General features: G+C 70.7%; 22 protein-coding genes. 14 read left to right on the forward strand and 8 right to left on the reverse strand.

The annotated features are described in order from the left end of the window. Positions 1-5 precede the first annotated feature (5 nt). A complete protein-coding gene (locus ACWV17_RS29480; protein WP_455362060.1) occupies positions 6-833 on the reverse strand; it encodes an arylamine N-acetyltransferase family protein in 828 nt (275 codons plus the stop codon). Positions 834-991: 158 nt separating this feature from the next. Here ACWV17_RS29480 and ACWV17_RS29485 point away from each other — a divergent pair, with 158 nt between their 5' ends. Further along, positions 992-1951, forward strand: coding sequence for a LysR family transcriptional regulator (locus tag ACWV17_RS29485; protein ID WP_455362061.1), 960 nt, complete (start codon positions 992-994; stop codon positions 1949-1951). Positions 1952-2035: 84 nt separating this feature from the next. Then, on the forward strand, positions 2036-3412 hold the full coding sequence (locus ACWV17_RS29490) for a carbohydrate-binding protein (protein WP_455362062.1): 1377 nt from the start codon (positions 2036-2038) through the stop codon (positions 3410-3412). Positions 3413-3485: 73 nt separating this feature from the next. Here the strand turns inward: ACWV17_RS29490 and ACWV17_RS29495 are convergent, their stop codons facing one another. Beyond that, a complete protein-coding gene (locus ACWV17_RS29495; protein WP_455362063.1) occupies positions 3486-5099 on the reverse strand; it encodes an N-acyl-D-amino-acid deacylase family protein in 1614 nt (537 codons plus the stop codon). Positions 5100-5110: 11 nt separating this feature from the next. Then, positions 5111-6397, reverse strand: coding sequence for an alanine racemase (locus ACWV17_RS29500; RefSeq protein WP_455362064.1), 1287 nt, complete (start codon positions 6395-6397; stop codon positions 5111-5113). Positions 6398-6545: 148 nt separating this feature from the next. On the opposite strand from ACWV17_RS29500, the gene ACWV17_RS29505 reads away from it, so the two are divergent. The 4 genes from ACWV17_RS29505 to ACWV17_RS29520 all read left to right on the forward strand — a co-directional run bounded on the left by ACWV17_RS29505 (position 6546) and on the right by ACWV17_RS29520 (position 10736). Beyond that, positions 6546-7967 carry a sugar kinase gene (locus tag ACWV17_RS29505; RefSeq protein WP_455362065.1) on the forward strand — a complete coding sequence of 474 codons (1422 nt, stop codon included), beginning with the start codon at positions 6546-6548 and terminating at the stop codon, positions 7965-7967. Beyond that, entirely contained in the window at positions 7964-8725 is a 762-nt protein-coding gene (locus ACWV17_RS29510) for an IclR family transcriptional regulator (RefSeq protein ID WP_455352784.1), read from the forward strand. The genes ACWV17_RS29505 and ACWV17_RS29510 overlap by 4 nt, the downstream gene beginning before the upstream one ends. Then, on the forward strand, positions 8722-9159 hold the full coding sequence (locus ACWV17_RS29515) for a RidA family protein (protein ID WP_455362066.1): 438 nt from the start codon (positions 8722-8724) through the stop codon (positions 9157-9159). The genes ACWV17_RS29510 and ACWV17_RS29515 overlap by 4 nt, the downstream gene beginning before the upstream one ends. A gap of 95 nt (positions 9160-9254) precedes the next feature. Continuing rightward, a complete protein-coding gene (locus tag ACWV17_RS29520) occupies positions 9255-10736 on the forward strand; it encodes a GntP family permease (protein WP_455362067.1) in 1482 nt (493 codons plus the stop codon). A 14-nt stretch (positions 10737-10750) separates the two neighbouring features. Here ACWV17_RS29520 and ACWV17_RS29525 read toward each other — a convergent pair whose 3' ends face one another. Further along, on the reverse strand, positions 10751-11410 hold the full coding sequence (locus ACWV17_RS29525; protein ID WP_455362068.1) for a response regulator: 660 nt from the start codon (positions 11408-11410) through the stop codon (positions 10751-10753). Continuing rightward, the gene (locus ACWV17_RS29530) at positions 11407-12651 is read right to left on the reverse strand and encodes a sensor histidine kinase (protein WP_455362069.1); all 1245 of its coding nucleotides are present in this window, start codon (positions 12649-12651) and stop codon (positions 11407-11409) included. Before ACWV17_RS29530 ends, ACWV17_RS29525 begins: the two co-directional genes overlap by 4 nt. A gap of 133 nt (positions 12652-12784) precedes the next feature. Between ACWV17_RS29530 and ACWV17_RS29535 the strand changes: the two genes are divergently transcribed. Together ACWV17_RS29535 and ACWV17_RS29540 are read left to right on the forward strand one after the other, a co-directional pair. Continuing rightward, the gene (locus ACWV17_RS29535) at positions 12785-13693 is read left to right on the forward strand and encodes an ABC transporter ATP-binding protein (protein WP_455362070.1); all 909 of its coding nucleotides are present in this window, start codon (positions 12785-12787) and stop codon (positions 13691-13693) included. Continuing rightward, the gene (locus ACWV17_RS29540; protein ID WP_455362071.1) at positions 13690-14553 is read left to right on the forward strand and encodes an ABC transporter permease; all 864 of its coding nucleotides are present in this window, start codon (positions 13690-13692) and stop codon (positions 14551-14553) included. The genes ACWV17_RS29535 and ACWV17_RS29540 overlap by 4 nt, the downstream gene beginning before the upstream one ends. Before the next feature lie 85 nt (positions 14554-14638). Here ACWV17_RS29540 and ACWV17_RS29545 read toward each other — a convergent pair whose 3' ends face one another. Beyond that, positions 14639-15973 carry a M14 family zinc carboxypeptidase gene (locus ACWV17_RS29545; protein WP_455362072.1) on the reverse strand — a complete coding sequence of 445 codons (1335 nt, stop codon included), beginning with the start codon at positions 15971-15973 and terminating at the stop codon, positions 14639-14641. 156 nt (positions 15974-16129) lie between these two features. Between ACWV17_RS29545 and ACWV17_RS29550 the strand changes: the two genes are divergently transcribed. Further along, positions 16130-17527 carry an Nramp family divalent metal transporter gene (locus ACWV17_RS29550; RefSeq protein WP_455362073.1) on the forward strand — a complete coding sequence of 466 codons (1398 nt, stop codon included), beginning with the start codon at positions 16130-16132 and terminating at the stop codon, positions 17525-17527. Here ACWV17_RS29550 and ACWV17_RS29555 read toward each other — a convergent pair. Together ACWV17_RS29555 and ACWV17_RS29560 are read right to left on the reverse strand one after the other, a co-directional pair. Next, positions 17484-18575, reverse strand: a complete 1092-nt coding sequence (locus ACWV17_RS29555) for a PDDEXK nuclease domain-containing protein (protein ID WP_455362074.1) — start codon at positions 18573-18575, stop codon at positions 17484-17486. The genes ACWV17_RS29550 and ACWV17_RS29555 overlap by 44 nt on opposite strands. 117 nt (positions 18576-18692) lie before the next feature. Continuing rightward, on the reverse strand, positions 18693-19196 hold the full coding sequence (locus ACWV17_RS29560) for a hypothetical protein (protein WP_455362075.1): 504 nt from the start codon (positions 19194-19196) through the stop codon (positions 18693-18695). A gap of 268 nt (positions 19197-19464) precedes the next feature. On the opposite strand from ACWV17_RS29560, the gene ACWV17_RS29565 reads away from it, so the two are divergent. The 5 genes from ACWV17_RS29565 (at position 19465) to ACWV17_RS29585 (ending at position 23276) form a co-directional block, all read left to right on the forward strand. Then, positions 19465-20343, forward strand: coding sequence for a hypothetical protein (locus ACWV17_RS29565; RefSeq protein WP_455362076.1), 879 nt, complete (start codon positions 19465-19467; stop codon positions 20341-20343). 155 nt (positions 20344-20498) lie between these two features. Beyond that, positions 20499-21203, forward strand: coding sequence for a Flp pilus assembly protein CpaB (cpaB, locus tag ACWV17_RS29570; RefSeq protein ID WP_455352771.1), 705 nt, complete (start codon positions 20499-20501; stop codon positions 21201-21203). 6 nt (positions 21204-21209) lie between these two features. After that, a complete protein-coding gene (locus ACWV17_RS29575; RefSeq protein ID WP_455362077.1) occupies positions 21210-22466 on the forward strand; it encodes an AAA family ATPase in 1257 nt (418 codons plus the stop codon). Positions 22467-22498: 32 nt separating this feature from the next. Then, positions 22499-22879 carry a TadE family protein gene (locus tag ACWV17_RS29580; protein WP_455362078.1) on the forward strand — a complete coding sequence of 127 codons (381 nt, stop codon included), beginning with the start codon at positions 22499-22501 and terminating at the stop codon, positions 22877-22879. Between the two features lie 4 nt (positions 22880-22883). Continuing rightward, positions 22884-23276, forward strand: coding sequence for a TadE/TadG family type IV pilus assembly protein (locus ACWV17_RS29585; protein ID WP_455362079.1), 393 nt, complete (start codon positions 22884-22886; stop codon positions 23274-23276). Positions 23277-23304 lie beyond the last annotated feature (28 nt).

The raw sequence follows: 23304 nt of genomic DNA on the forward strand, positions 1-23304 counted from the left end.
CATGGTCAGCTCCCGAACAGGCCCGCCGGTACGGCGATGCCGAAGTCGGCCGTCAGGACGTCCACGACCTCGTCCGGTCCGGACAACTCCCGCTCCTTGCGGGAGCCGTCCGGGCTCGTCTCGACGAAGTGCTGGCCGTGGAGCGCGAGATGGGCGTCCGGCGTGGTGCGCTGGACGTAGAGAGTCTGGGAGAAGGGCGAGCGGGGGTTCGTCGCGACGTGCCAGTTGATGACGTCGAAGTCCGGTGCCTCGTAAGGCTCCAGGGTGAACTCGTACTGATCCGTCCACGCCCCGCCCTCGTACGCCTGGAGCACCCACAGCTCCAGCGGCCCGCGGTGCGGCCGGTGGACGAGGCGGTGGCGCCGGTACCCGTCGCGGAACTCGGTGTCCGCGACCAGCGGGACCGCTTCGAGCAGCGCGCCGCCCGCGCCGAAGCCGACATCGGCGAGATACGGCCCGGCCTCGCCCGGCACGTCGACCAGCAGCAGCATGTGCGTACGCGGCCGGATCGCCCCGTCGGCGCCCAGCACGACGCGCGCGGCCAGGCGCGTGACACCGAAACCGAACGCCTCCAGCACGGTGGCGAAGAGGGTGTTGTGCTCGTAGCAGTACCCGCCCCGGCCGCCGCGGATCAGCTTCGCCACCAGGTCGGAGGGAGCGAGGGAGGGGGCCGCCCCGCCGAGCGGCTCCAGGTTCTCGAACGGGATGCCGTACATGTGGGCGAGGTGCAGGGAGCGCAGTGTCCCGGCGTCCGCGCGCCGCTCCCCGGACCAGCCGGTCCGGCCGAGGTAGGCGTCGAGGTCGAACTGCGGGGGATTCTCTGTATCGGCCATGTGGTCGACCTTACGCAGTCCGCCCGGGCGCGGCATCGGCCCGCGCGGGGACCGGTCTACCTCCTTCGGTCCTAGGCTTTGGTCCTAGGCCGTCCGCTCCCCCACTTGGTCCGGACCTTCTTATTGCCGCCACGCTCCACGGGGCCCAAGCTCAGTGCATGGACTTGGAGTTGCGGCATCTGAAGACGATCCGGGCCATAGCCGACGCGGGCAGCCTCACCAAGGCGGCCACCGTGCTCGGACTCGCCCAGCCCGCTCTCAGCGCCCAGCTGAAGCGCATCGAACGGTCTCTGGGCGGCCTGCTCTTCGAGCGCGGGCGTGACGGCGTACGCGCTACCGCCCTCGGGGACCTCGTGCTGGACCGCGCCCGCGTCCTCCTGCCAGCCGTTCACGAACTGCAGGAGGAGGCACTGCTTTTCGCGCGCACCCGGGTGCAGAAGCCGGGTTTCCGGCTCGGTGGAACGCACGGTCCCCTCCTCGGCGGGCTGGTCGACCGGCTGGCCGCCGCCGAGCCCGGCGCCCCGGTCGCGACCCACACCTCCTGGTCCGAGCGGGAGATCGCCGCCTGCGCCGCCGAAGGACGGCTGGACTACGCGCTCATCGGCACCTGCGGGGAGAGCGTGCCGCCCGAACCAGACCGGCTGGTGTGGAGCGAGGTCGCGAGAGACCCGGTCTTCGTCATGCTCGCCGTGGACCACCCGCTGGCCGCGCGCACCGAGATCGGGCTTGCGGAGCTGGCGGCCGAGGCGTGGACGGACGTACCGGGCGACGGCTGTTTCGCGGACTGCTTCGCTGCCGCATGCGCCGACGCCGGATTCACGCCGTCCTGTGTGTACGAGACCGACACGGCGTCCTGCGTCCACCTGGTCCAGGTCAGCCGGGCGGTAGGACTGTGCCGGGCGACGTTCCCCGCCACGCCCGGAATGGTGACCAGGCCACTCGCCGGTACGCCGTTGATCTGGCGGCACCTGCTGGGCTGGCACCCCAAGGGGCGGGCGGCCGCCACCGCCCCCGCGGTGCTCGCACACGTCCGTGCCGCGCACACCGACGCCGTCGGGCGCAGTACGAGCTACGCGGCCTGGCTGGCCTCCCGGGAGCCGACCGCCATAACGCGGTGAGAGGGGTCAACTGAAGTCTGCTGTCAGGGGGTTCGCGCTCCTAGGGTTTCGGCACATCCCCACCCGAGACCGAGGAGACTCCCCATGCTCCACAGACACGCCAGGGCGGCGTGCGTCGCCATCGCCGCTGCCGGAGGGCTGGTCCTGACCGCGTTGCAGGGCGCCGCCACCGCGCAGCAGACCCCCGCCGCCGACCCCGCCGGCACCCTCGCCGTCGGCGCCGCGCAGCCGGAACTGCTCCGGGCGATGCAGCGCGACCTCGGCCTCACCCCAGCCGAGGCAGCGGACCGGCTGGTGAACGAGGCGGAGGCGGGCGCGACAGCGGGCCGGCTCCAACACCGGCTGGCCGGCTCGTACGCCGGCGCCTGGGTGGACGGGGCCGACTCGGCCACCCTCACGGTGGCCACCACCCGGGCCGCGGACGCCGCCGCGATCAACGCCAAGGGCGCGCGTGCCAAGGTCGTTCCGCACACGCTGGACGAACTCGACGGTGTCAAGGCCGCGTTGGACCGTGCGGCGGCCCGTAACGGGTCGACCAGCGCGCCGGTCTGGTACGTCGACGTCCGCGCCAACACCGTGGTGGTCCGCGCGGCCGAGTCGGCGGCGGCCGAGAAGCTGATCGCCGCGAGCCGCGCCGACCGGGCGCTCGTCACGGTGGAGAGGTCCACCGAACAGCCGCGCCCGCTCTACGACATCCGGGGCGGCGAGGCGTACTACATGGGTGGCAGCGGGCGTTGCTCGGTCGGCTTCGCCGTCACCCGCGGCACCACGCAGGGCTTCGCCACCGCGGGCCACTGCGGCCGGGCCGGCACCACCACCAGCGGGTACAACCAGGTCGCCCAGGGCAGTTTCCAGGCGTCGACCTTCCCCGGCCGGGACATGGCCTGGGTGGCGACCAACAGCAGCTGGACCGCGACCCCGCACGTCAAGGGCCAGGGCGGTCAGAATGTGCAGGTCACCGGCTCGGTCCAGGCACCGGTCGGTGCCTCGGTCTGCCGTTCCGGCTCCACCACCGGCTGGCACTGCGGGACCATCCAGCAGCACAACACCAGCGTCACCTACCCCGAGGGCACCATCAGCGGCGTGACTCGGACGACGGTGTGCGCCGAGCCGGGCGACTCGGGTGGTTCCTACATATCCGGCAGCCAGGCGCAGGGCGTGACCTCCGGCGGGTCGGGGAACTGCCGCAGCGGCGGTACGACGTACCACCAGCCGATCAACCCGCTGATCCAGGCGTACGGGCTGACGCTGAAGACGACCAGCGGTGACCCGGGCGACCCGGGCGACCCCGGCGACCCGGGCGACCCGGGCGAGCCCGGCGGTACGTGGGCCGCGGGAACCGTCTACCAGGCGGGTGCCCAGGTCACGTACGGCGGAGCGGCCTACCGCTGCGTCCAGGGCCACCAGGCGCAGACCGGCTGGGAGCCGCCCAACGTGCCGGCGCTCTGGCAGCGGCTCTGAGCGTTCCGGGCACTGAGCGTCGCGTGCCACGGCTCCCGGGGGGTAGCCGTGGCACGCACGTGCTCAGGCGTGCTCAGGCCGTACGCCGGACCGACCGGCCCGCCAGGACGTCCGTCCGCTTTCCGTCCTCGATCACGAAGCGGCCGTCGATCAGGACGTGCGGGATACCGGTCGGCAGGGTGCGCGGGTGGTCGAACGTCGAGCCCGCCGCCACCGTTTCCGGGTCGAAGAGGACCAGGTCGGCGCGGTAGCCCTCGCGTACGAGACCCCGGTCCGGCAGCCGGAGCCGGGCGGCCGGGCGGGAGGTGAGGTGCGCGACGCACTCCTCCAGGGTGAGGACGCCGAGTTCGCGTGCGTACCGGCCGAGGTACTGCGGGAAGGTGCCGTACGCGCGCGGATGCGGCTTGAAGCCTTGCAGGATTCCGTCGCTGCCGCCGGTGTGCACGCGGTGCCGCATGATCGCGCGGACGTTCTCCTCGTGGCCGACGTGCTGGAGGATCGTCGACCCCAGCCGGTCGTCGATCAGTAGGCGGCGGGCGGTGACCCAGGGGGCCTCGTTCCGTTCCGCCGCGCTGTGCGCGATCGTCCTGCCGACCCAGCCGGCCAGCCCGGGGTCGGAGACGCCGGAGATCTCGATGGTGTCCCATTCGATGGGCACCCCGTGGCAGCCGTCGGCGCCGACCTCCTCCAGTACGTACCGGATCCGCTCCGCCGTCTCGTCGTCCCGCAGCCGGGCGAGGACCGCCTCCGGACCGCCCTCGCTCGCCCAGCTGGGCAGCATCGCGACGAGTGTCGTGCAGCCCGGGGTGTAGGGGTAGGTGTCCAGGGAGATGTCCGCGCCGCCGGCCAGCGCGTCGTCCAGCAGCGCGAGCAGGTCCGGCGCCTTTCCCTTGTTCACGCCGAAGTTCATGGTGGCGTGGGCGAGATGGAGGGCGCAGCCCGCCTCCCGGGTGAGGCCGACCATCTCCTCGTACGCCTGGAGTGCGCCCGCCCCGTACGAGCGGTGGTGCGGGCAGTAGTAGCCGTCGTACTGCGCGACGACCCGGCACAGCTCGGTCAGCTCGGTGTCGCCCGCGTACATGCCGGGCGTGTAGGTGAGGCCGGACGACATGCCGACCGCGCCCTGTTCCAGGCCCTGTGCGACGAGTTGCTTCATCCGGCCCATCTCGGCGGGGGTGGCGGGCCGGTCCTCCCAGCCGACCGCGTACATCCGGACCGTGCCCTGGGGGACGAGGTAGGCGGCGTTGACCGCGATGCCCTGCCCGCCGAAGTTCCGGTCGAGCCGGTCCAGGTACTCGCCGACCGTGCGCCAGTCGAAGTCGATGTCGGAGCCGTCCCCGTTCCAGCCGGTGATCTGCCTGCGCACCTCGGCGAGCGTGCGGTCGTCGACCGGCGCGTACGACAGGCCGTCCTGGCCCAGCACTTCGAGGGTCACGCCCTGCGCGGCCTTCGCGGAGTGGTCCGGATCGCGCAGCAGGGCGAGGTCGCTGTGCGCGTGCATGTCGATAAAGCCGGGGGCGAGGGCGAGGCCGGCCGCGTCCAGGGTCCGTCGGCCGGTCGGGCGCGGGCCGCCGTCCCCCTCGTGCCGGACGGCCACGATCCGGCCGCCGTCGAGGGCGACGTCGGCGCGGGAGGAGGGGCCGCCGGTGCCGTCGATGAGGCGTGCGTCGCGGATGACGAGTTCCATGGCGGGCGCCCCTAGAAGAACGTACGGACGAAGTCGGTGACCGTGCCGTCCGCGTCGACGACGGGGATCAGCTGCCACTTGTCGAAGACCGTGCACGGGTGGGACAGACCGAGGCCCACCCAGTCGCCGACTTCGAGCGCGGCCGACGCGTCCGTCCGTACCCAGGTGTGCTGGTCGGACAGGCCGCTGACGGTGAGGCCGGTGGCCGGGCGGACGTCGCCGGTCCGGGCGTCGCGTACGACCTGCGCCTCGGGCAGACCGAGGTCGTACGCGGCGTCGCGCTTGCCCGCGTTGAGGAACGCCTGCTCGGGGCTGGGGCGGGAGACGACCTGGGCCCAGAGCCGGAAGGCGGGCTGGAGGGCGCCCTCTTCGGGGATCCGGTTGAAGGGGGTGAGGTGCTTGTAGTGGCCGTCGTCGTGGGAGACGTACGCGCCGGAGCGCAGCAGCTTGAGTACGGGGCGGGAGAGCGCGGGGATGCCGGCGAACACGTCGGCCACCGCGTCGAACCAGGCGCTGCCGCCGGCGCTGACGACGATCTCGTCGACGCCGGTGAAGCGGCCGGCCTTGTCGAAGTCGGCCGCCAGCGCGGTGAGGCGGCGCAGCCAGGCGTGGACGCGGTCGCTGTCGGCGTCCGGGACCTCGCCCTCGTACCCGGCAACGCCGGCCAGGCGCAGGGTGGTGGCGGCGGCGACCGCGTCGGCGACCGCGGTGCAGTCGGCGTCGGTGCGGGCGCCGGTACGGGCACCCTCGCCGGCGGCGAGCTCGACGACGACGTCGACGGGGCGGCGGGCGGCCGCGTCGCGCAGGGCGGCGTCCATCAGCTCGACGCCGCGCACGGAGTCGGCGTAACAGATGAACCGGAAGCCGGGGTCGGTGTCGAGCTGCCCGGCGACCCAGCGCAGGGCGGCCGCGTCGACGAGTTCGTTGGCGAGGAAGATCCGCTGGACGCCGAACGCGCGGTAGACGCGCGCCTGGTGGGGGACGGCGGCGGTGATGCCCCAGGCGCCGCGCTCCAGCTGGCGTTCGAAGAGCTGCGGGGACATGGAGGTCTTGCCGTGCGGGGCGAAGGCGAGGCCGTGCTGCTCGGCGTACGTCTCCAGGAGCGCGAGGTTGTGGGCGAGCGATTCGGCGGAGAGGGCGAGGACGGGGGTGGTGAACCCGCCGGTGAACAGGTTGCGGCGCTCGGCGGCGAGGGCGCCGACGGTGAGCCCGGCGGCCTCGGCGTCCGGCGGGAGGGCCTTGAAGCGGTGGTCGGCCGGTTCGAGGGCGAGTCGCCCGACGGGGTTGTCGGCAGCCATGGGTTCCTCCGGAGTCCTGCGTTGCCTGCGTTGCATTCCTTGCAACGCCCATTGCGTGTTTCGCTTACCGCTGTCTAACATCCGAGCCAACGGCGGGTCAATGGTGCCCGCGACCGACCGAAGTACCGGAAGAGGAGGCTGAGCGATCGTGACCGCCCCCGTACTGGCAGACGTCGTCGCACTCGGCGAGTCCATGGTCACGTTCCTGCCCACGCGACCCGGCCGCCTCGCCGACGTGCCGTCGTTCGAGCGCGGCATCGGCGGCGCGGAATCGAACGTCGCCTGCTGCGTCGCGGCCTCCGGCCACACGGCGAGGTGGATCAGCCGGGTGGGCGCGGATGCCTTCGGCGACCACCTGGTGGCGGCGATCGCGGCATACGGAGTGGACACGACCGCGGTCCACCGCGACCCGCGCCGCCCGACGGGCATCTACTTCCGCACAGCAGGAGAACGCGCGACGTCGCCTCCGGCGGGGGGCGCGGATGTGACGGCGGCGCGGGGTGCGCGTGCGGTGGGTGCGCCGGATGCGCGTACGGCGGCGGCGCCGGGTACGGTCGCCGGGCCGACGGCCGGCGGCGGGCCTGTGACTGCCGAGGCCGTGGCTACGCCGGGTGCGCCCGCAGCCGCGGCTCCCGCCGTGCGGGACGCTGTCGTGCCCGCCACGCCTGCGCCTGCGGCGGGCACGGATGCGACGGTGGCGCCGGGTGCGGTCGCCGGGCCGGCGGACGGCGGCAATGGTCCGCGGGGCGGGCTTGCCGAGGTGGCCTATTACCGGGCCGGGTCCGCCGCCTCCGCGATGTCCTCGCGGAAGATGCCGTACGAGGACCTCTGGTCCGGCCGGATCCTGCACCTCTCCGGTATCACCGCCGCCCTCTCCGACGACTGCCTCGCCCTGATGCGCGAGCTCACCACACGTCGCCCCGGCCGGCCCCTCGTCTCGTTCGACGTCAACCACCGCGCGAACCTGTGGCGCGACGCCGCCGGCCCCCGCGCCCTGCTCGACCTCGCGCGCGGCGCGGACATCGTGTTCGTCGGCGAGGACGAGGCGGAGGCGGCCTGGGGCCTGACGAACGGCGACGCGATCCGCGCGGCCCTCCCGGAACCGGCGGTCCTGGTGGTCAAGCAGGGCGCGCAGGGAGCGACGGCCTACACCCGCGAGCCCCTCGCACCGGCCGGCACCGCGCCCGCCACGCCCGGCCCGGGGGGCGGGGGGCCCGCGGCCCTCGGACTCAGGGCGGGTGGGTGGGGAGAGCAGCCCCGCGACACCGTCACCTTCGTGCCCGGCGTCCGCGTCGACGTCGTCGCTTCCGTCGGCGCCGGCGACGCCTTCGCCGCCGGGTTCCTCTCCGCCACCCTCCGGGAACTCGCTCCGCGCGAGCGGCTGCGGCACGGGCATCTCATGGCCGCCGCCGCCCTCACCGTCCCCGGCGACCTCGGTACCCCGCCCTCCCGTGCCCACGCCGACCGCCTTGCCGGCCTTGACGACGCGGCCTGGGGGACACTGCACCTCGGCCCCGGCTGGACCGCGGCAGGGGCAGGGGAGGACCAGGTGGAGGTACGTACCGCATGAGCCAGACAGTCGACCGCGCGCTGAGCATCCTGCCGCTGCTCGCGGAAGGACCCGCAGACCTCGGGCAGGTCGCCGACCGCCTCGGCGTGCACAAGTCAACCGCGCTGCGGCTGCTGCGCACCCTGCACGAGCACGGCTTCGTCTACCGCCAGCAGGACCAGCGCTACCGCCTCGGCGCGCGCCTCTTCGCGCTCGCCCAGGAAGCCGTCGAGAACCTCGACGTACGGGAGATCGCGCACCCGCACCTCGCCGCGCTCAACGAGCAGTGCGGTCACACCGTCCATCTCGCGGTGTACGAGGAGAAGGAGGTCCTGTACATCGACAAGGTCGAGAGCCGCTACCCGGTCCGGATGTACTCCCGGATCGGCAAGCCCGTCGCGATCACCGTCGCCGCCGTGGCCAAGCTGCTGCTCGCCGACCTCCCGGAGGCCGAGCGGCGCGCGCTCGCCGACAAGCTCGACTACCCCATGTACACGCCCCGTTCGATCCCCAACGCCGGCGCCTTCCTCAAGGAGCTGGCGACCGTACGCGAACAGGGCTGGGCCACCGACCTCGGCGGCCACGAGGAGTCCATCAACTGCATCGGCGCCCCCATCCGCGGTGCGGACGGCCGGGTCGTCGCCGCCATGTCGGTCTCCGCGCCGAACGTCGTCGTCACCGCCGAGGAACTCCTCACCCTGCTCCCGCTGGTCCGCCGCACCGCCGACGCGATCAGCCGGGAGTACTCAGGACGTACCCCACCCAAGGAAGCCTCATGACCGAGAACACCGCGAAGACCGAGTACCACCAGAAAACCGCGCTCACCCCGCCCACCCACACCGCCCCGCCGGCCAAGTTCTCGCACGGCGTGCGCAAGGGCAACCTCCTCCAGGTCGCCGGCCAGGTCGGCTTCCTGCCCGCCGTGCCGGGCCAGGCCCCGACCCCGGCCGGGCCGACCCTGCGCGAGCAGACCCTCCAGACCTTCGCCAACGTCAAGGCGATCCTGGAGGAGGGCGGCGCGAGCTGGGACGACGTGATGATGATGCGCGTCTACCTCACCGACGTCGGCCACTTCGCCGAGATGAACGCGATCTACAACGCGTACTTCGAGGAGCAGGGCCTCAAGGAGGCCCCCGCCGCCCGTACGACCGTGTACGTCGGCCTCCCCAAGGGCCTCCTCATCGAGATCGACGCCCTGGCCGTCCTCGGCTGACCCCTCTCTGCCGTACCCGCGGCACGGCGCCCCGCAGCGCGCCGTGCCGTGATCTCCCCTGCCCGGAAGCAGTTCCATACCACCGGAGTCCCCCCGTGATCCTCGCCGCCGCTCCCGCCCCCGCCGTACCCCCGCCAACTCCCCACACCGGCGGCCTCCTCACCCTCATCGACGGCACCGCCGGTCTGCTGACCGTCGCCGCCCTCGGCATCGCCCTGCTGCTCGTGCTGATCATCAAGGTCCGGCTCCAGCCCTTCGTCGCGCTGCTCGCCGTCTCCATAGCCGTCGGTCTCGCGGCCGGCCTCTCCGTCACCGAACTCTTCGGCACCGTCCAGAAGTCCGCCGTCGTCTCCGTCATCGAGTCCGGCATGGGCGGCATCCTCGGCCATGTGGCGATCATCATCGGCCTCGGCACGATGCTCGGCGCGATCCTCGAAGTCTCGGGCGGCGCCGAAGTCCTGAGCAGCCGTCTGCTGGGCCTCTTCGGCGAGAAGCGCGCCCCGCTCGCCATGGGCCTCACCGGCCTGATCTTCGGCATCCCGGTCTTCTTCGACGTCGGCATCTTCGTCCTCGCGCCGATCGTGTACGCGGCCGCCAAGCGGTCCGGCAGGTCGATCCTGCTCTACGCGATGCCGCTGCTGGCCGGTCTCTCCATGACCCACGCCTTCCTGCCCCCGCACCCCGGCCCGGTCGCCGCCGCCGGCCTGTTCAAGGTCTCCCTCGGCTGGGTCATCCTGATGGGCATCGTCGTCGGCATCCCGGCCGTCCTCGCCGCCTGGGCGTACGCCGCCTGGATCGGAAAGCGCCTCTTCGTCGAGGTCCCGCACGACATGGTCGAGGCGGCCGAAGAGGCCAAGGCCAAGGTGCTCGCCGAGCAGCAGGCCGCCGGCCGCACGACCCAGGAGGCGCCGGTCTCCCTCGCCACGGTCCTCCTCATCATCGGCACCCCGCTGGTCCTGATCCTCGCCGCGACGTTCTCCTCGATCGCCCTGGACCCGTCCACCCTGCGCTCGGTCATCGAGTTCTTCGGCAGCCCCTTCGTGGCGCTGACCATCGCGCTGCTGATGGCGTACTACCTGCTGGGCATCCGGCGCGGCTGGTCCCGCAAGTCCCTGGAGTCCGTCTCGACCTCCTCGCTGAAGCCGGTCGGCAACATCCTGCTGGTCGTCGGCGCGGGAGGAGTCTTCGGCGCGGTCCTGAAGGCCAGCGGTGTCGCCCAGGCCCTCTCCGACACCTTCGACGGCATCGGCCTGCCGGTCATCGTCCTCGCCTACCTGATCTCCCTGGTGCTGCGGGTGGCCCAGGGTTCGGCGACGGTCGCCATCGTCACCACGGCCGGCATCGTCCTGCCGCTGGTGGAGGGCGGCGGCCACTCGCAGGCCTTCCTGGCCCTGGTCATCATGGCGATCTCGGCCGGTTCGATCTTCGCCTCGCACGTCAACGACGGCGGGTTCTGGATCGTGGCCAAGTACTTCGGCATCTCCGAGCGGGACACGCTGAAGTCCTGGACCGTTCTGGAGTCCGTCCTCTCGGTCGCCGGCTTCGCGGTCGCGGCGGCACTGAGCCTGGCCCTCTAGGGCCTCTCGTCCGCTCACTGGGACGGTGCCACCAGGCCCGCCTCATAGGCCAGGATCACGAGCTGCACCCGGTCACGGGCGTCGAGCTTGGCGAGCAGCCGGGTCAGGTAGGTCTTGGCGGTGGCGACGCTGATGCAGAGCTGGTCGGCGATCTCAGCGTTGGACCGGCCTTGGCCGACCAGGGTGAGCACCTCGCGTTCCCGGGCGGTGATGCCGCCGAGCTCTGCTCGCCGTGGCGGCGTCGCCGTGGGGCGGCCGGCGAACTCCTTGATCAGCCGACGGGTGACGCTCGGCGCGATCAGCGCGTCTCCGGCGGCGACGATCCGCACCGCGGCGAGGATGTCGTCCAAGGCCATGTCCTTGACGAGGAAGCCGGACGCGCCGGCGTGCAGCGCCCCGTAGACGTAATCGTCGTCGTCGAAGGTCGTCAGGACGACGACGCGCGCGGAGCCGGCGCCCGTGGTGATCAGCCGGGTGGCCTCGATGCCGTCCATGCCGGGCATCCGGAGGTCCATCACCACGATGTCGGGGGCGAGTTCGTCGGTCAGTCGGACCGCTTCGGCGCCGTTTCCGGCCTCGCCCACGACCTCGATGTCCGCGGTATCGGTGATGACCATCTGCAGGGCGGCGCGGATCAGGGGCTGGTCGTCGGCTAGTACGACGCGGATGGTCATCTGGCTCCAGTCTTTGTTTCTGCCTCGGTCCCTGCCGCTGCCGGTACGGGCAGTCGGGCCGCTACCAGGAAGCCGCCCCCGGGACGCGGCCCGGCGGTGAAATCGCCGTGCAGCAGGGCGGTCCGCTCGCGCATGCCGGCCAGGCCGTACCCGTTGTTCGTACGGGTGCCGCCGCCCTTCCCGCGGTCGGAGACCTCGATGGTGAGTTCGTCCTCGCCGTAATGGACGCTCACCCGGCAGGAATCGGCACCTGAGTGACGTGCGACATTGGTCACCGACTCCTGGATGATCCGGAACGCCGCGAGGTCGATGTCCGCGGGCAGCGGGCGGCGCCTGCCCTGCCACCACACTTCCACGCGGACTCCGACAGCCGTGGTCGTCGCGGCGAGCCTCTCCACGTCCGCCAGGCCGGCGGCCGGTTGCAGAGGTGCTTGTGTACGCCCCTGGTCGTGTTCCTCGTCGGCCTCGCGCAGCGCGCCGAGCAGCCGCCGCAGCCCGGACAGCGTCTCGCGCCCCGCTTGCTCCACGGTGAGCATCGCCTCGCGGGCCCTGGCCGGCTGGGTCTCGACGACCCGGGCCGCGGCGCCGGCCTGCAGGGCGATGATGCCGATGCTGTGGGCGACCGTGTCGTGCATCTCGCGGGCGATGCGCAGCCGTTCGGCGGTGACGGCCTGGGCGGCGGCCCGGGCGTGCAGCTCTTCGGTGTGGGCACGGGCCTGATGCACCGAGTTGCCGATGAGCCAGGCGATGACCACGGTCAGGGCCACGAACGGCTCGGGGGAGGTACCGGAGTCGTCCCCCGTGATCAGCCGCAGGACGAGGTAACCGGCGAGCACGCCGAGCGCCCCGGCGGCCGCGGTGAGCGAGCTGTGCCGGGGCCGGGTGGCCGCGACGTAGCAGAGGGCGACGTCCACTCCAAGGAACTGCAGGGGCGGGATCTCGTCCTGGCGCCAGGCCACCGTTGAGACGACCGTTCCGGCGACCATCAGGCCGTACGCCACCGAAGTCCTGCGGCGCAGCACCGCGCTGCCGGCCAGGACCAGCACAAAGGCGAGGGCAAGCAACGCCTGAGCTCCGGGCGAGTCCAGGCCGTCCCGGGGATAGCTGAGCGAGTACTTCCGCTGTGGCGGCATCAGGACGTACTCGACGATGGGCTGCACTGCCGCCGTGAACCACACAAGTGCCGTCCACAGGCCCGGCGGTATGCGCTTGAGCAACGGCAGGGGCGGTGAGGCGGACATGCCGCGATCGTATGCGCGTGCTCGCAGGGCGGTCGTCGGCCTGTGGTTGTACAACCCGGGTCGACATCCGCGCCCGCAATTGTCAGCGACGGTCCGAAGACGGGCGGGGCCACCGATCGGCACGGTTGTTCCCGTGATCGAAGTCAATGAGCTCACCAAGCGATACGGCAGCACGACGGCCGTCAAAGACCTGACTTTCACCGTGCGGCCCGGCCAGGTGACCGGGTTCCTCGGGCCGAACGGTGCCGGCAAGAGCACTACGCTGCGGATGATCCTCGGCCTGCACGCGCCGACCAGCGGCATGGTCACCGTCGACGGCCGCTCCTTCCGCGACCGCCCCCGCGGCCTGCGTCATGTCGGCTCCCTTCTCGACGCGCACGATGTGCACGGCGGGCGCAGCGCGGTGGCGCAGCTGTCCGCCCTGGCCCGCAGCAACCGCATCCCGCACCGCCGGGTGGAGGAGGTGCTGCAGGAGGTCGGCCTCGCCGAGGTCGCCCGGCGCCGCATCGGCGGATTCTCGCTCGGCATGAAACAGCGGCTCGGCATCGCATCCGCCCTGCTCGGCGATCCGCCGGTGCTGCTCTTCGACGAACCGCTCAACGGCCTCGATCCGGAGGGCGTGAAGTGGGTGCGTGACCTGTTCAGGCGGCTCGCGGCCGAGGGCCGCACCGTGTTCGTCTCCAGCCATCTGATGTCCGAGATGGAGCACACCGCCGACCAGCTGATCGTCATTGGCCGGGGCGAGCTGATCGCGGCGGAGAGCCTCGCGCAGTTCTCGGCCCGCGGTGCCCGGCAGAGCGTCACGGTGGGTACGCCTGCCGCCACCGTTCTGAGGGACCTGCTGACAGCCGAAGGCGCGGCCGTACACGCGGAGGGCGAGCTGCTCACCGTGACCGGTCTGACCGCGCTCCGGATCGGCGAGATCGCGCTGGAGCGCCGCATCCCGCTGCACCACCTCAGCACCCGGTCCGCGTCCCTGGAAGAGGCGTTCATGGAACTCACCGCCGGCAGCGTCCAGTACCTCGCAGGAGAGTCCCGATGACCGCGACCGAGACCACATCGGCGACGGCTGTACCCGTCGGCGGACCCGGCGCCACCGAACCCCGTGCCCGCTTCCGCGACCTTGTCGCCGCCGAGTGGATCAAGCTCCGGTCCCTGCGCTCGACCTGGATCGCGTACGGGGCCACCGCCCTGGCCGTCATCGCCTTCAACGGGGGCACCGCCTACGACACGTACAGCCACTGGACGGAGCGGAACGCGGCGGACCGGGCCGACTTCATCGCGGACGGGATCCCGCTGCAGGAGGCCTTCACCGGGAACGCCGCCGTGGTCATGATGCTCGCACTCGGTGTCATCGGCGCCCTCACGATCATCGGCGAGTACAGCACGGGCACCATTCGTACGACGTTCGCCGCCGTTCCGGCCCGCCGTTCGGTGATGGCGGCCAAGGCCGTTGTCGTCACGGCGGTCACGACCGTCTTCGGCGCGTTCGTCGCGGGGGCCTCGTTCGGTCTGACCCAGGCGATTCTCGACGGCCGGGACGCGGGTATCTCGATCGGCCACCCGGGCGCCCTGCGCGTCGTGCTGGCGTCCGCCCTCCTTGCGCCGGTGTGCGCGCTCGCCGGCCTGGCGCTCGGCGCCGTCATCCGCCACACCGCGGCCACCATGACCGCCTCTGTTGTGGTCATCTTCGTACTGCCCATGGTCCTCACCGACGGCCGCCACTGGTCGGCAGTCGCCGGGCACGCCATGCCCCAGCAGGCGTGGCTCCGGCTGGTAGCGGTCGACCACTCGCCGACCGCGTTCCCGTGGACGACAAGCGGAGCCTGGACCGTCTACGCGGTGTGGGCGCTCGCCGCAGCCGCACTCGCCGTGACCAGCGTGCGCCGTCGCGACCAGTGACAGGGCCGGTCGGCCAACTACCGAGTACAGACGGGCGCCCCAGGATGAACAGCATCCCGGGGCGCCCTTCACGCACGTACGGACATCAACCGGCGCAGTACTGCTGCTCCTTGCCGATGGACCGGTACATGCAGTCCGCGTTCTCGACCAGTTGCAGCACCGCGTCGCGGTTGCGGCTGGTCTCGCGCTCGATCACCTCGTCGGGCGGGTAGAAGCCGCCGCCCCCGAAGCCCTCCGGGTACATCTCGAAGGTGTAGCCGAAGATCTTCTGGCTGCCCCACAGCCAGTCGTCTATCGACCCGTCCGTGATGTAGAGGTCGCTCGACTGCTCGGGCGTGTAGCCGTTGCTCGCGGCCATCTTCTGGCCGACGGCGGCGAAGGCGTTGCGGTCGTCCTGAGTCAGGCCGGGGGCCGTGTCGGCGGTCGTGTAGCCGTACGGCCAGAGCACCAGCTCGCTGTACGTGTGGAAGTCGATGCCCGCCTTGATCTGCTGCTTGCCGCCGACGACCCGGCTGCGGACGAAGTCGGCGACGACCTTCACCTCGGGCGCCGACTCGGGGGCGGCGCCCCGGTAGGTGTCGGAGCCCTTGCTGCCGGAGGAGCCGCCGCAGCAGCCCCACTTGTAGTTCCAGTTGCGGTTCTCGTCCGTACCGATGGCGGAGGAGTTGGCGTTGGGCTGCCGGTTCTTGCGCCAGCTGCGGTACGAGCCCGAGGCGATGTCGTACTCCCCGCCGTCCGGGTTGAGATCCGGCACGATCCAGATCTCACGGCCGTTGACGGCGTTCTTGATCCGTGAGTCGGTCGCGTAGTCCTCGCCGAACTCGCGCAGCAGGTACAGCGCCATCTCGACGGTGAGGTGCTCGCGCGCGTGCTGGTGGTGGGTGAAGAGGACCTCGGGCTCGTTCTCGTCCGTCGCGACGTTGTCGCTGATCTTGATCGCGACGATGTCCCGGCCCTGGTACGACTTGCCGATCACCCGCTTGCTCATGATGGACGGGTACTGCGCGACGCGCTGGTTGATCTCCGCCGACATCTCGGCGTAGTTGTGGTACTTCGAGTCGGCCGGCGGGAAGTCCAGCGGCCGTACGGCGAGTCCGGCGCTGCGCTCGGGCGGGCCGGGCAGGACCTTGAGCGCGTACCCGAGCGCGCGCAGCTTCCTGGCCTCGGCGCCGTCGGCGCTGACGACGACCGAGTGGTCGTCCACCTCGTCGATGGAGACTCCGGTTGCGGCCAGCGCCGTGCGGGCGGCGACGGTGGACGGGCCGTGGATCTCGTACTGCCTGATGTTCTCGTCGACGGTCGCCGCGGACGGCCGGGACGGGGGAGAGGCGGTGGCGGTCGCGGTGAGCGGTGCGGCAACCGCGAGCGCCAGGAGGGCCGTTAAGGTGGCGGCCTTTCTGCCTCTGATGCGAAGTCGCATGGGTTCTCCTGGAGTGTGGGGGTGGCTCCGCGCACAGCGTGCGCGCATGGCATGCTCCGGTCAATAGGGCGCGGGGGCCCTCTTGCGCGCCGAGCCGTGGGGCGCTTGGGTGACGTGAGTCACACGAGGGGGCGAGCGGGAAGGCGACGGCCGGATATGACAGGCATCACGGACGGCAGCGCGGGCGGCGGGCCGGGCAGCGCACCAGACGGGGCATCAGGCAGCCCATCAGACGGCGCATCGGGCGGGGCGGCAGCAAACACAACGGGCACGGGGAAGATCCTCCCCCCACCGCGCGCCTCCAGCTGGAAGTACATCGGTCCCGGCATCGTCGTGGCGGCGACGGGCGTCGGGGCGGGAGACCTGGTCGCCACCCTCATCGCCGGCAGCAAGTTCGGCTACACCCTCATGTGGGCCGCCGTCATCGGATGCCTCGTCAAGATCTCCCTCGCGGAGGCGGCGGGCCGCTGGCATCTGGCCACCGGCCGCACGCTCTTCGAGGGCTGGCACAGCATCGGCAGGTGGACCACGGTCTACTTCGCGATCTACGTCGTCATCTGGGGCTTCGTGTACGGCGCGACGGCGATGTCGTCCAGCGCCCTGCCCATCGTCGCGCTGTTCCCGGACGGCCCGGGGCTCAAGACCTGGGCGATCATCACCGGCCTGATCGGGCTCGTCTTCGTCTGGTTCAACCAGTACGCCGTCTTCGAGAAGGTCATGACGGTGCTGATCGGCGTGATGTTCGTGGTCGTCGTGTACGTCGCGATCCGCGTCGGCCCGGACCTGGGCGCCACGTTCGCCGGCCTGGTCCCCGTCCTGCCGGACGGCTCGCTGTTCTACACCCTCGGTCTGATCGGCGGGGTGGGCGGCACGATCACCATGGCGGCGTACGGGTACTGGGTGAACGCCAAGGGATGGACCGACTCCGGCTGGATGAAGGTCATGCGCCTGGACAACCGGGTCGCCTACCTCACCACCGGCATCTTCGTCGTCGCGATGCTCATCGTCGGCGCGGAACTGCTGCACTCGTCCGGCCTCGCGCTCACCAAGGGCGACCGCGGCCTGATCGACCTCGGCACGATCCTGGAGGACCGCTACGGCACGGTTACGGCCAAGCTCTTCCTGGTCGGCTTCTTCGCCACGTCCTTCTCCTCGCTCATCGGCGTCTGGCACGGCGTGAGCCTGCTGTTCGCGGACTTCGTGGAGCGGGTCCAGCGGGACCGCCGGGGCGTCCCCGCCGACGCGGGCACGGTGGCGGAGGTGGCGGCCGGCGCGAAGGAGCGCTCGCTGCCCTTCCGGGCGTACCTGCTCTGGCTGACCTTCCCGCCGATGGCCCTGCTCTGGCTGGACCAGCCCTTCGGCCTGGTCGTGGTCTACGGCGTACTGGGCGCGTTCTTCATGCCGTTCCTGGCGCTCACGCTGATCTGGCTGCTCAACTCCACCCGGACTCCGCCGGAATGGCGCAACGGCATCCTGAGCAACGTGATGCTCGCGGCGGCGGGCCTGCTGTTCATCGTGCTCTGCGTCCAGCAGGTCCGGGAGCTGCCCTGGTGACCGGCGCCCCGTAGGCGATGCGGGACAGATCCTCCGCACTGGGCAGCAGGGCCCGCATCTCCGCGGGCAGGGCGGCGTACGTACTGATGGCCAGGGGCGCGTTGTTGCTCTGCAGGGCGTACTCCGCCATGCCCGGGTGGCGGCTCTTCGCGATGAGGATCCCGAGGGTCGGATCGTCACGCTCCTTGTCGCGGACCAGGTCGTCGACCACGGTGACGTAGAAGCCGAGCTTGCCGATGTGCTCGGGCTGGGCCGCCTTGGTCTTGAGCTCGATCACGACGTAGCGGTGCAGCCTGCAGTGGTAGAAGAGCAGGTCGATCCGGTACTCCTGATCGCCGACCTTGAGGGGGTACTGACGGCCGACGAAGGCGAAGCCGACCCCCAGCTCGGTGAGGAACCGGACAAGGTTGGCGACAAGCGCGTCTTCGAGGTCCCGCTCTGAGTGATCGTCGGCGAGCCGGGTGAAGTCAAGCCGATACGGGTCCTTGACCACCTCGGTGACCGCCTGGGACTGCTCCGGCAGGGTGACGCCGAAGTTGTTGGCCGCCGCGCCCTCGGCGAGATGCAGACGGCCGCGGATCTCGGTGTCCAGGCGGTCTCGGGACCAGCCGAAGTGCACCGCGTGCTGAGCATAGAAGTCCAGCTCGAAGCGGGCTTTGCACTTGTCCATCAGCAGCTGGAGGTGGCCCCAGGGCAATTGGCCAGCAGCTTGCTGGCCAATTGGCTCGGGCCAGAGCCGGGCCAGCTGCTGCATGTACTTCAGATTGGTGCGGGAGAAGCCGCGTTGATTGGGGAACTCCGTCCTGAGCTCCGCCGATACCCGGTCGATGATCTTTGCGCCCCACCCCTCCCTCTCTCGTCGATCGAGCAGGGTTCGTCCGATCTCCCAGTACATGGCCAGCATCTCGGTATTCACCTTGAGCTGTGCGCGTACCTGTGCGCCCCTGACGATGTCCTTGAGTTCGTCGATCAGCTCGAAGAAGCCGGCTGGCAGCTCAGCAGCGGGGGAGGGAATGGCGACGGGCGTGTTGTCATGTGCGTCTGTCACATGCGCAGGCTTGCAGCAGTGCCCGGCCGGTGCGGTCCATCAGTGGATCATTTCCACCGGACGGGTGATCGCGAGGCGTCGCGCTGACGCGGCAGCGCCGCCGGACGGAACAGTTCGCTACGGGAGGTTGTCGTCCTGGAGGCGGTCCAGCGCGCAGCCCGCGACGCAGCCCACCACGAGCACGGCATTCGACAGCAGCAGCCCTTCGGCCGCCAGGTCGTCCCACTGCACGGCCATGTTGAGCAACTGCGCCGAGACCGGGACGGCGACGGCCGCGCTCACATGCTGCACGGGCGCAGTCCGGAACGGCTCCCGATGCACCCGGGCCGCTGCCCAGGCGGCGAGAGCGATGCACACCGCGTTCGGGAGATGTACGAGCATCAGGCGGCCACCGAACGACTCGAGCCGCGCAACGGAAGCGAGGGGCTCGTACACCAGAGTGACCTGAAGGTATTCGGTCAGGACGAGCACGACGATGCCGGCGGCCCACGCGCGCATCAGCGCGAAAGCCGCGCCTCGGCGCCTGTCGTCCTGTCGGACCGATGCCCTCGGGTAGTCGTACCGCATCATCGCCGCCCTCTGTGTCGCCCGTATCGCCCGTGTCGCCTGTATCGCCGTCACCGACGCGAGCGTACGCAGCCGAGGCCGCTGTGACGTGGGCCCGGGGACCCAGCCCGGGCCCAAAGGTGAGGTGTCGCCAAGGGTACGAAACCTTCACGTTCGGGCTGTCCGATTTCGGCCGCGCTGGGCGGGTATTGGCCGCCGCGTGGTCAATGGCTGCTGTTCTCTGACGAGTTGGGCGCGGATAAAGTGCTGAGGCAGTTGGACTAAGCAGTAACGATCTGCGGTCACCGGGCGCCCGGCGACCGGAGTGGACGGGGATCTTGACGTGCCGACAGCGATTGTGGTGACCAGCGCTGACCTGGTGCTGCCGCCGACCGATCAGCAAACTCCTCCCGCGGCGGTGCTGCAGTCCCCGGGTGACCAGCCCCTGGAAGCCGCCCTCGTCGACATGCGCGTCATGCTCGAACAGCACGGATATGCCGTCGTGGTCTACCCGTCCTCCATCCCGGCCGCTTTCGAGCAGCGCCTGTACACCATCCGCTCGGTCATGGAGAGCGACCGTATCGCTCTCCTCAAACTCGATCTGCCGCCGCTCGGACTCGCCGTACTGGTCCGCCAGTTGAGACAGCTCTCGATCTGCGACTTCAGCGCAGGTGTGGTCGCCTCCGCGGCCCGGCTCCTTTCGTACTACGTCTATGCGGGTGCCGTGCTCAACACGGTGGCCAAGCTCGACCGGGTGCCGGTGAGCCTCAAGTCGCACGCCAAGTCCTGGGTTCCGGGAACCCAGTTCGGCGTGCTGGCCAACCCCAGCCCGCAGCTGATCAAGATCGGCGCCGGCTCGCTGGCGGGCCCCGAGTTCGCCACCCAGCTCCTGGTGGCCAAGGGGCAGTTGCAGTCCGACTGGGTGACGGAGACTCTCGCCCCCGGCTGGCAGGTGCAGGGTCTCCAGGAGGCCGCGCTGCCCGCGGACTCCTCGCGCTGGTGGGGGACGGGCAAGCTGATCGAGTTCGCCGCCCACCTTCCGGACATCTCCGTGCTCTACCAGCTGGTGTCGTCGGTACGGCGCGAGCACTGCCACTGGTGTGGGATGGAACTCATCGGCGACCGCTGCGGATTCTGTACCTCTCCGCTCGCCCCGCGCGAGAACCAAACTCACACCCCGGGTGTCCTGAACCAAGGGGCACCCACGTACCGGGGGACGTAGCCGACGACCGGGTCCGTCGCGGACCGTGAGGACCGTTCGCCTCGCAGTACCGCCGCACGGACCGGCCCCTCGCGTACCTCCCCGCAGCACCACGCGCCCGTACCATCCGCTCCCTGTCCGCTTCGTCTACGTCCCTGAACGAGGTTGTCCCTCCCATGAACTCACGCCAGCGCCGCGGCGTCATACTCCTGCTTCTGTCGGTCCTCTGCGCCTTCGGTGTGTTCGCCGGTGTGCTTTCGGTGATGAGCGACGTCAACTCGAAGGTCGGGCCCGAGACGGCCGCGTACCGGGTGAAGACCGACATCGCTCCGTACACGGCGCTGAGTTCCGCGCAGTTCGAGAAGATTTCGATGCCCAAGCGCTGGCTGTCCGAGAATGCGGTGACCGACCTCAATCAGCTGAAGGGCAGGATCGCCGTGACCCAGCTGCGCAAGGGCTCGCTGCTGCAGAACGACATGATCGTGAAGCGTCCGGAACTGAAGGCCGGACAGCAGGAGATCGCCATCATGATCGACGCCGCGACCGGTGTCGCCGGAAAGATCCAGCCGGGCTCATCGGTCAACATCTTCGCCACCTTCGCCGGCGGTAAGGAGAAGGAGCTGAACTCGTCGAAGATCATCGTGGCGAACGCTCAGGTGATCGCGGTAGGCAGGCTCACGTCCCTGGAGCCGGACAAGGACGACAAGGGCGGCCCGGCCGAGGCGGTGCCGATCACCTTCGCGCTCACTACCCTGGACGCCCAGCGCGTCGCGTACGCGGAGTCCTTCGCGGAGCATGTCCGTCTGGCCCTCGTCGCTCCGGGCTCCGACACCACGATCCGTCCCGGCGAGCGCACCTATGAGCTCGAAAAGGACCAGTGAGGTCGAATGACCACCAGAATCCTCCCGGCCGTCGGTGACACCGATGCCGCCCGGTCCATCACCACTCTGCTGAGCCAGCTTCCCGACGCGGAACCTGCCACACCGGTCGGCGACTCGACCACACTGATCGACATGCTGGCCCGGCTGGCCGGCGAGTCGATCGACGAGCTGCCCGAGGTCGTGCTGGTTCATGAGCGGATCGGCCCGGTGCCGGCGCTGGAGCTGATCCGGGAGGTGGCCCTGCGCTTCCCGGCGGTCGGGGTCGTCCTCATCACCGCCGATGCGAGCCCGGGTCTGTTCTCGGCCGCCATGGATTCGGGCGCGCGGGGACTGATAGGTCTTCCGCTCAGCTACGAGGAACTGGTCACCCGCGTCCAGGCGGCGGCCGCCTGGTCGCTGGGCGTACGCCGCCACCTCGGACACGGCGGCGACGTGTTCACCGGACCCGGCGGTACGGTCGTCGCCGTCGCCGGCGGCAAGGGCGGGGTCGGTACCACGGTCACGGCGGTCCAACTCGCCCTGGCGGCACGGGCCTCGGGCCAGAACACCGCGCTGGTCGACATGGACCTCCAGTCCGGAGACATCGCCTCGTACCTGGACGTCCAGTACCGCCGTTCGATCGTGGACCTGGCCGGCATCCAGGACATCTCGCCGCGCGTGCTCCAGGACGTGGTCTTCACCCACCAGACCGGGATCGGGCTGCTGCTCGCGCCCGGGGAGGGGGAGCGCGGCGAGGAGGTGACCGACCGGGTGGCCCGCCAGATCGTCAGCGCACTCCGCCAGCGGTACCAGGTGGTCGTCATCGACTGCGGAAGCCAGATGAGCAGCGCCAACGCCACGGCCGTCGAGATGGCCGACCTGGCCGTACTGGTGACGACCCCGGACGTCGTGGCGGTCCGGGGTGCCAAGCGCATGGTGCGGCTGTGGGACCGGCTCCAGATCCGTAAGGCCGAGGAGACCATCACGCTCGTCAACCGCTACACCCGCAACACCGAGATCCAGCCTCCGCTCATCGAGCGGATCACCGGCACCCGGGTGGCGCGCGTCGCCGTCCCGTCGAACTTCAAGGAACTGCAGGGAGCCGTCGATGCCGGCCGGATGCAGGACCTGGAGGCCAGAAGCACGGTCAAGCAGGCGCTGTGGGGCTTCGCCGGGGAGCTCGGCCTGGTGAAGACGGCGGACAACGAAGGCAAGGGCGGCAAGCCGGCGAACGACCGCGGCTCGATCGCCTTCGGGCGCCGGACAAGGGGGACAGGGGGATGAGAACGCTTCTCGGGCCTCTCCGGCTCAGGAGGGTGAACAGCCGTCACGGCGACCGGGGCCAGACCGCGGTCGAGTTCGTCGGCATGCTGCCGATCATTCTCGCCACGTGCATCATGATCTGGCAGGCCGTACTGGTGGGGTACGCGTACACGCTCGCCGGAAACGGCGCGGACCAGGCCGCGCACGAGGTCGCCGTCATGCGCGGCGATCAGGACTGGACCGACGAGTGCAACGAGGGCGCACGCCTCGGCGTCGCCGACAGGGACTACGAGTTCACGGCGGAATGCGACCCCGATCCTGTGCACGAGCTGGTCAGGGCGAAGGTCAAAGTCTCGGTTCCCGTGCTCTTTCCCGGCTTTGTCAATTTTCCGTTCACCGTGACCGGCGAAGCCAGTTCGCCGCAGGAGGGCTGATCCGATGTCCGGAGGCGCCGCACGTGTCGGGGGCACTGAGCGCAGGCGGAGTGGAGACCGCGGCCAGACCGCGGTCGAGTACATCGGTTTCCTGCCGTTCCTGATTCTGATCGGGATCGTCGTGATCCAGCTCGGCATCGCGGCCTACGCCATCCAGCAGGCCGGTACGGCGGCGCGCGCCGCTGCCCGTATCGCCTCCCACGACAACGCGGGCGATCCGGAAGCGGCGGGCAGAGCGGCGGTGAGCGACTGGATCGCCGACGGGACCGACATCGACGTCGGCTTCGGTGACCGGTTCGACGAGGCGGAGGCGACCGCCACCGTGGAGATCCCGTCGATCGTGCCGGGCCTCGACTTCGCTCCGGTGCAGCGCACCAGCACCATGCCCCGCGACTGACCAGCGGACGAACGAGCCAGCACAGCCA

The sequence above is a fragment of the Streptomyces mabaensis genome (assembly GCF_053763515.1).

Bases quoted from the DNA above. Each gene is read 5' to 3' on its own strand.
- ACWV17_RS29485 (WP_455362061.1), top strand. From the start codon at position 992: ATGGACTTGGAGTTGCGGCATCTGAAGACGATCCGGGCCATAGCCGAC.
- ACWV17_RS29525 (WP_455362068.1), bottom strand. From the start codon at position 11,410: ATGACCATCCGCGTCGTACTAGCCGACGACCAGCCCCTGATCCGCGCC.
- ACWV17_RS29545 (WP_455362072.1), bottom strand. From the start codon at position 15,973: ATGCGACTTCGCATCAGAGGCAGAAAGGCCGCCACCTTAACGGCCCTC.
- ACWV17_RS29495 (WP_455362063.1), bottom strand. From the start codon at position 5,099: ATGGAACTCGTCATCCGCGACGCACGCCTCATCGACGGCACCGGCGGC.
- ACWV17_RS29510 (WP_455352784.1), top strand. From the start codon at position 7,964: ATGAGCCAGACAGTCGACCGCGCGCTGAGCATCCTGCCGCTGCTCGCG.
- ACWV17_RS29585 (WP_455362079.1), top strand. From the start codon at position 22,884: ATGTCCGGAGGCGCCGCACGTGTCGGGGGCACTGAGCGCAGGCGGAGT.
- ACWV17_RS29540 (WP_455362071.1), top strand. From the start codon at position 13,690: ATGACCGCGACCGAGACCACATCGGCGACGGCTGTACCCGTCGGCGGA.
- ACWV17_RS29500 (WP_455362064.1), bottom strand. From the start codon at position 6,397: ATGGCTGCCGACAACCCCGTCGGGCGACTCGCCCTCGAACCGGCCGAC.
- ACWV17_RS29575 (WP_455362077.1), top strand. From the start codon at position 21,210: ATGACCACCAGAATCCTCCCGGCCGTCGGTGACACCGATGCCGCCCGG.
- ACWV17_RS29515 (WP_455362066.1), top strand. From the start codon at position 8,722: ATGACCGAGAACACCGCGAAGACCGAGTACCACCAGAAAACCGCGCTC.
- cpaB (WP_455352771.1), top strand. From the start codon at position 20,499: ATGAACTCACGCCAGCGCCGCGGCGTCATACTCCTGCTTCTGTCGGTC.
- ACWV17_RS29490 (WP_455362062.1), top strand. From the start codon at position 2,036: ATGCTCCACAGACACGCCAGGGCGGCGTGCGTCGCCATCGCCGCTGCC.
- ACWV17_RS29550 (WP_455362073.1), top strand. From the start codon at position 16,130: ATGACAGGCATCACGGACGGCAGCGCGGGCGGCGGGCCGGGCAGCGCA.
- ACWV17_RS29480 (WP_455362060.1), bottom strand. From the start codon at position 833: ATGGCCGATACAGAGAATCCCCCGCAGTTCGACCTCGACGCCTACCTC.
- ACWV17_RS29530 (WP_455362069.1), bottom strand. From the start codon at position 12,651: ATGTCCGCCTCACCGCCCCTGCCGTTGCTCAAGCGCATACCGCCGGGC.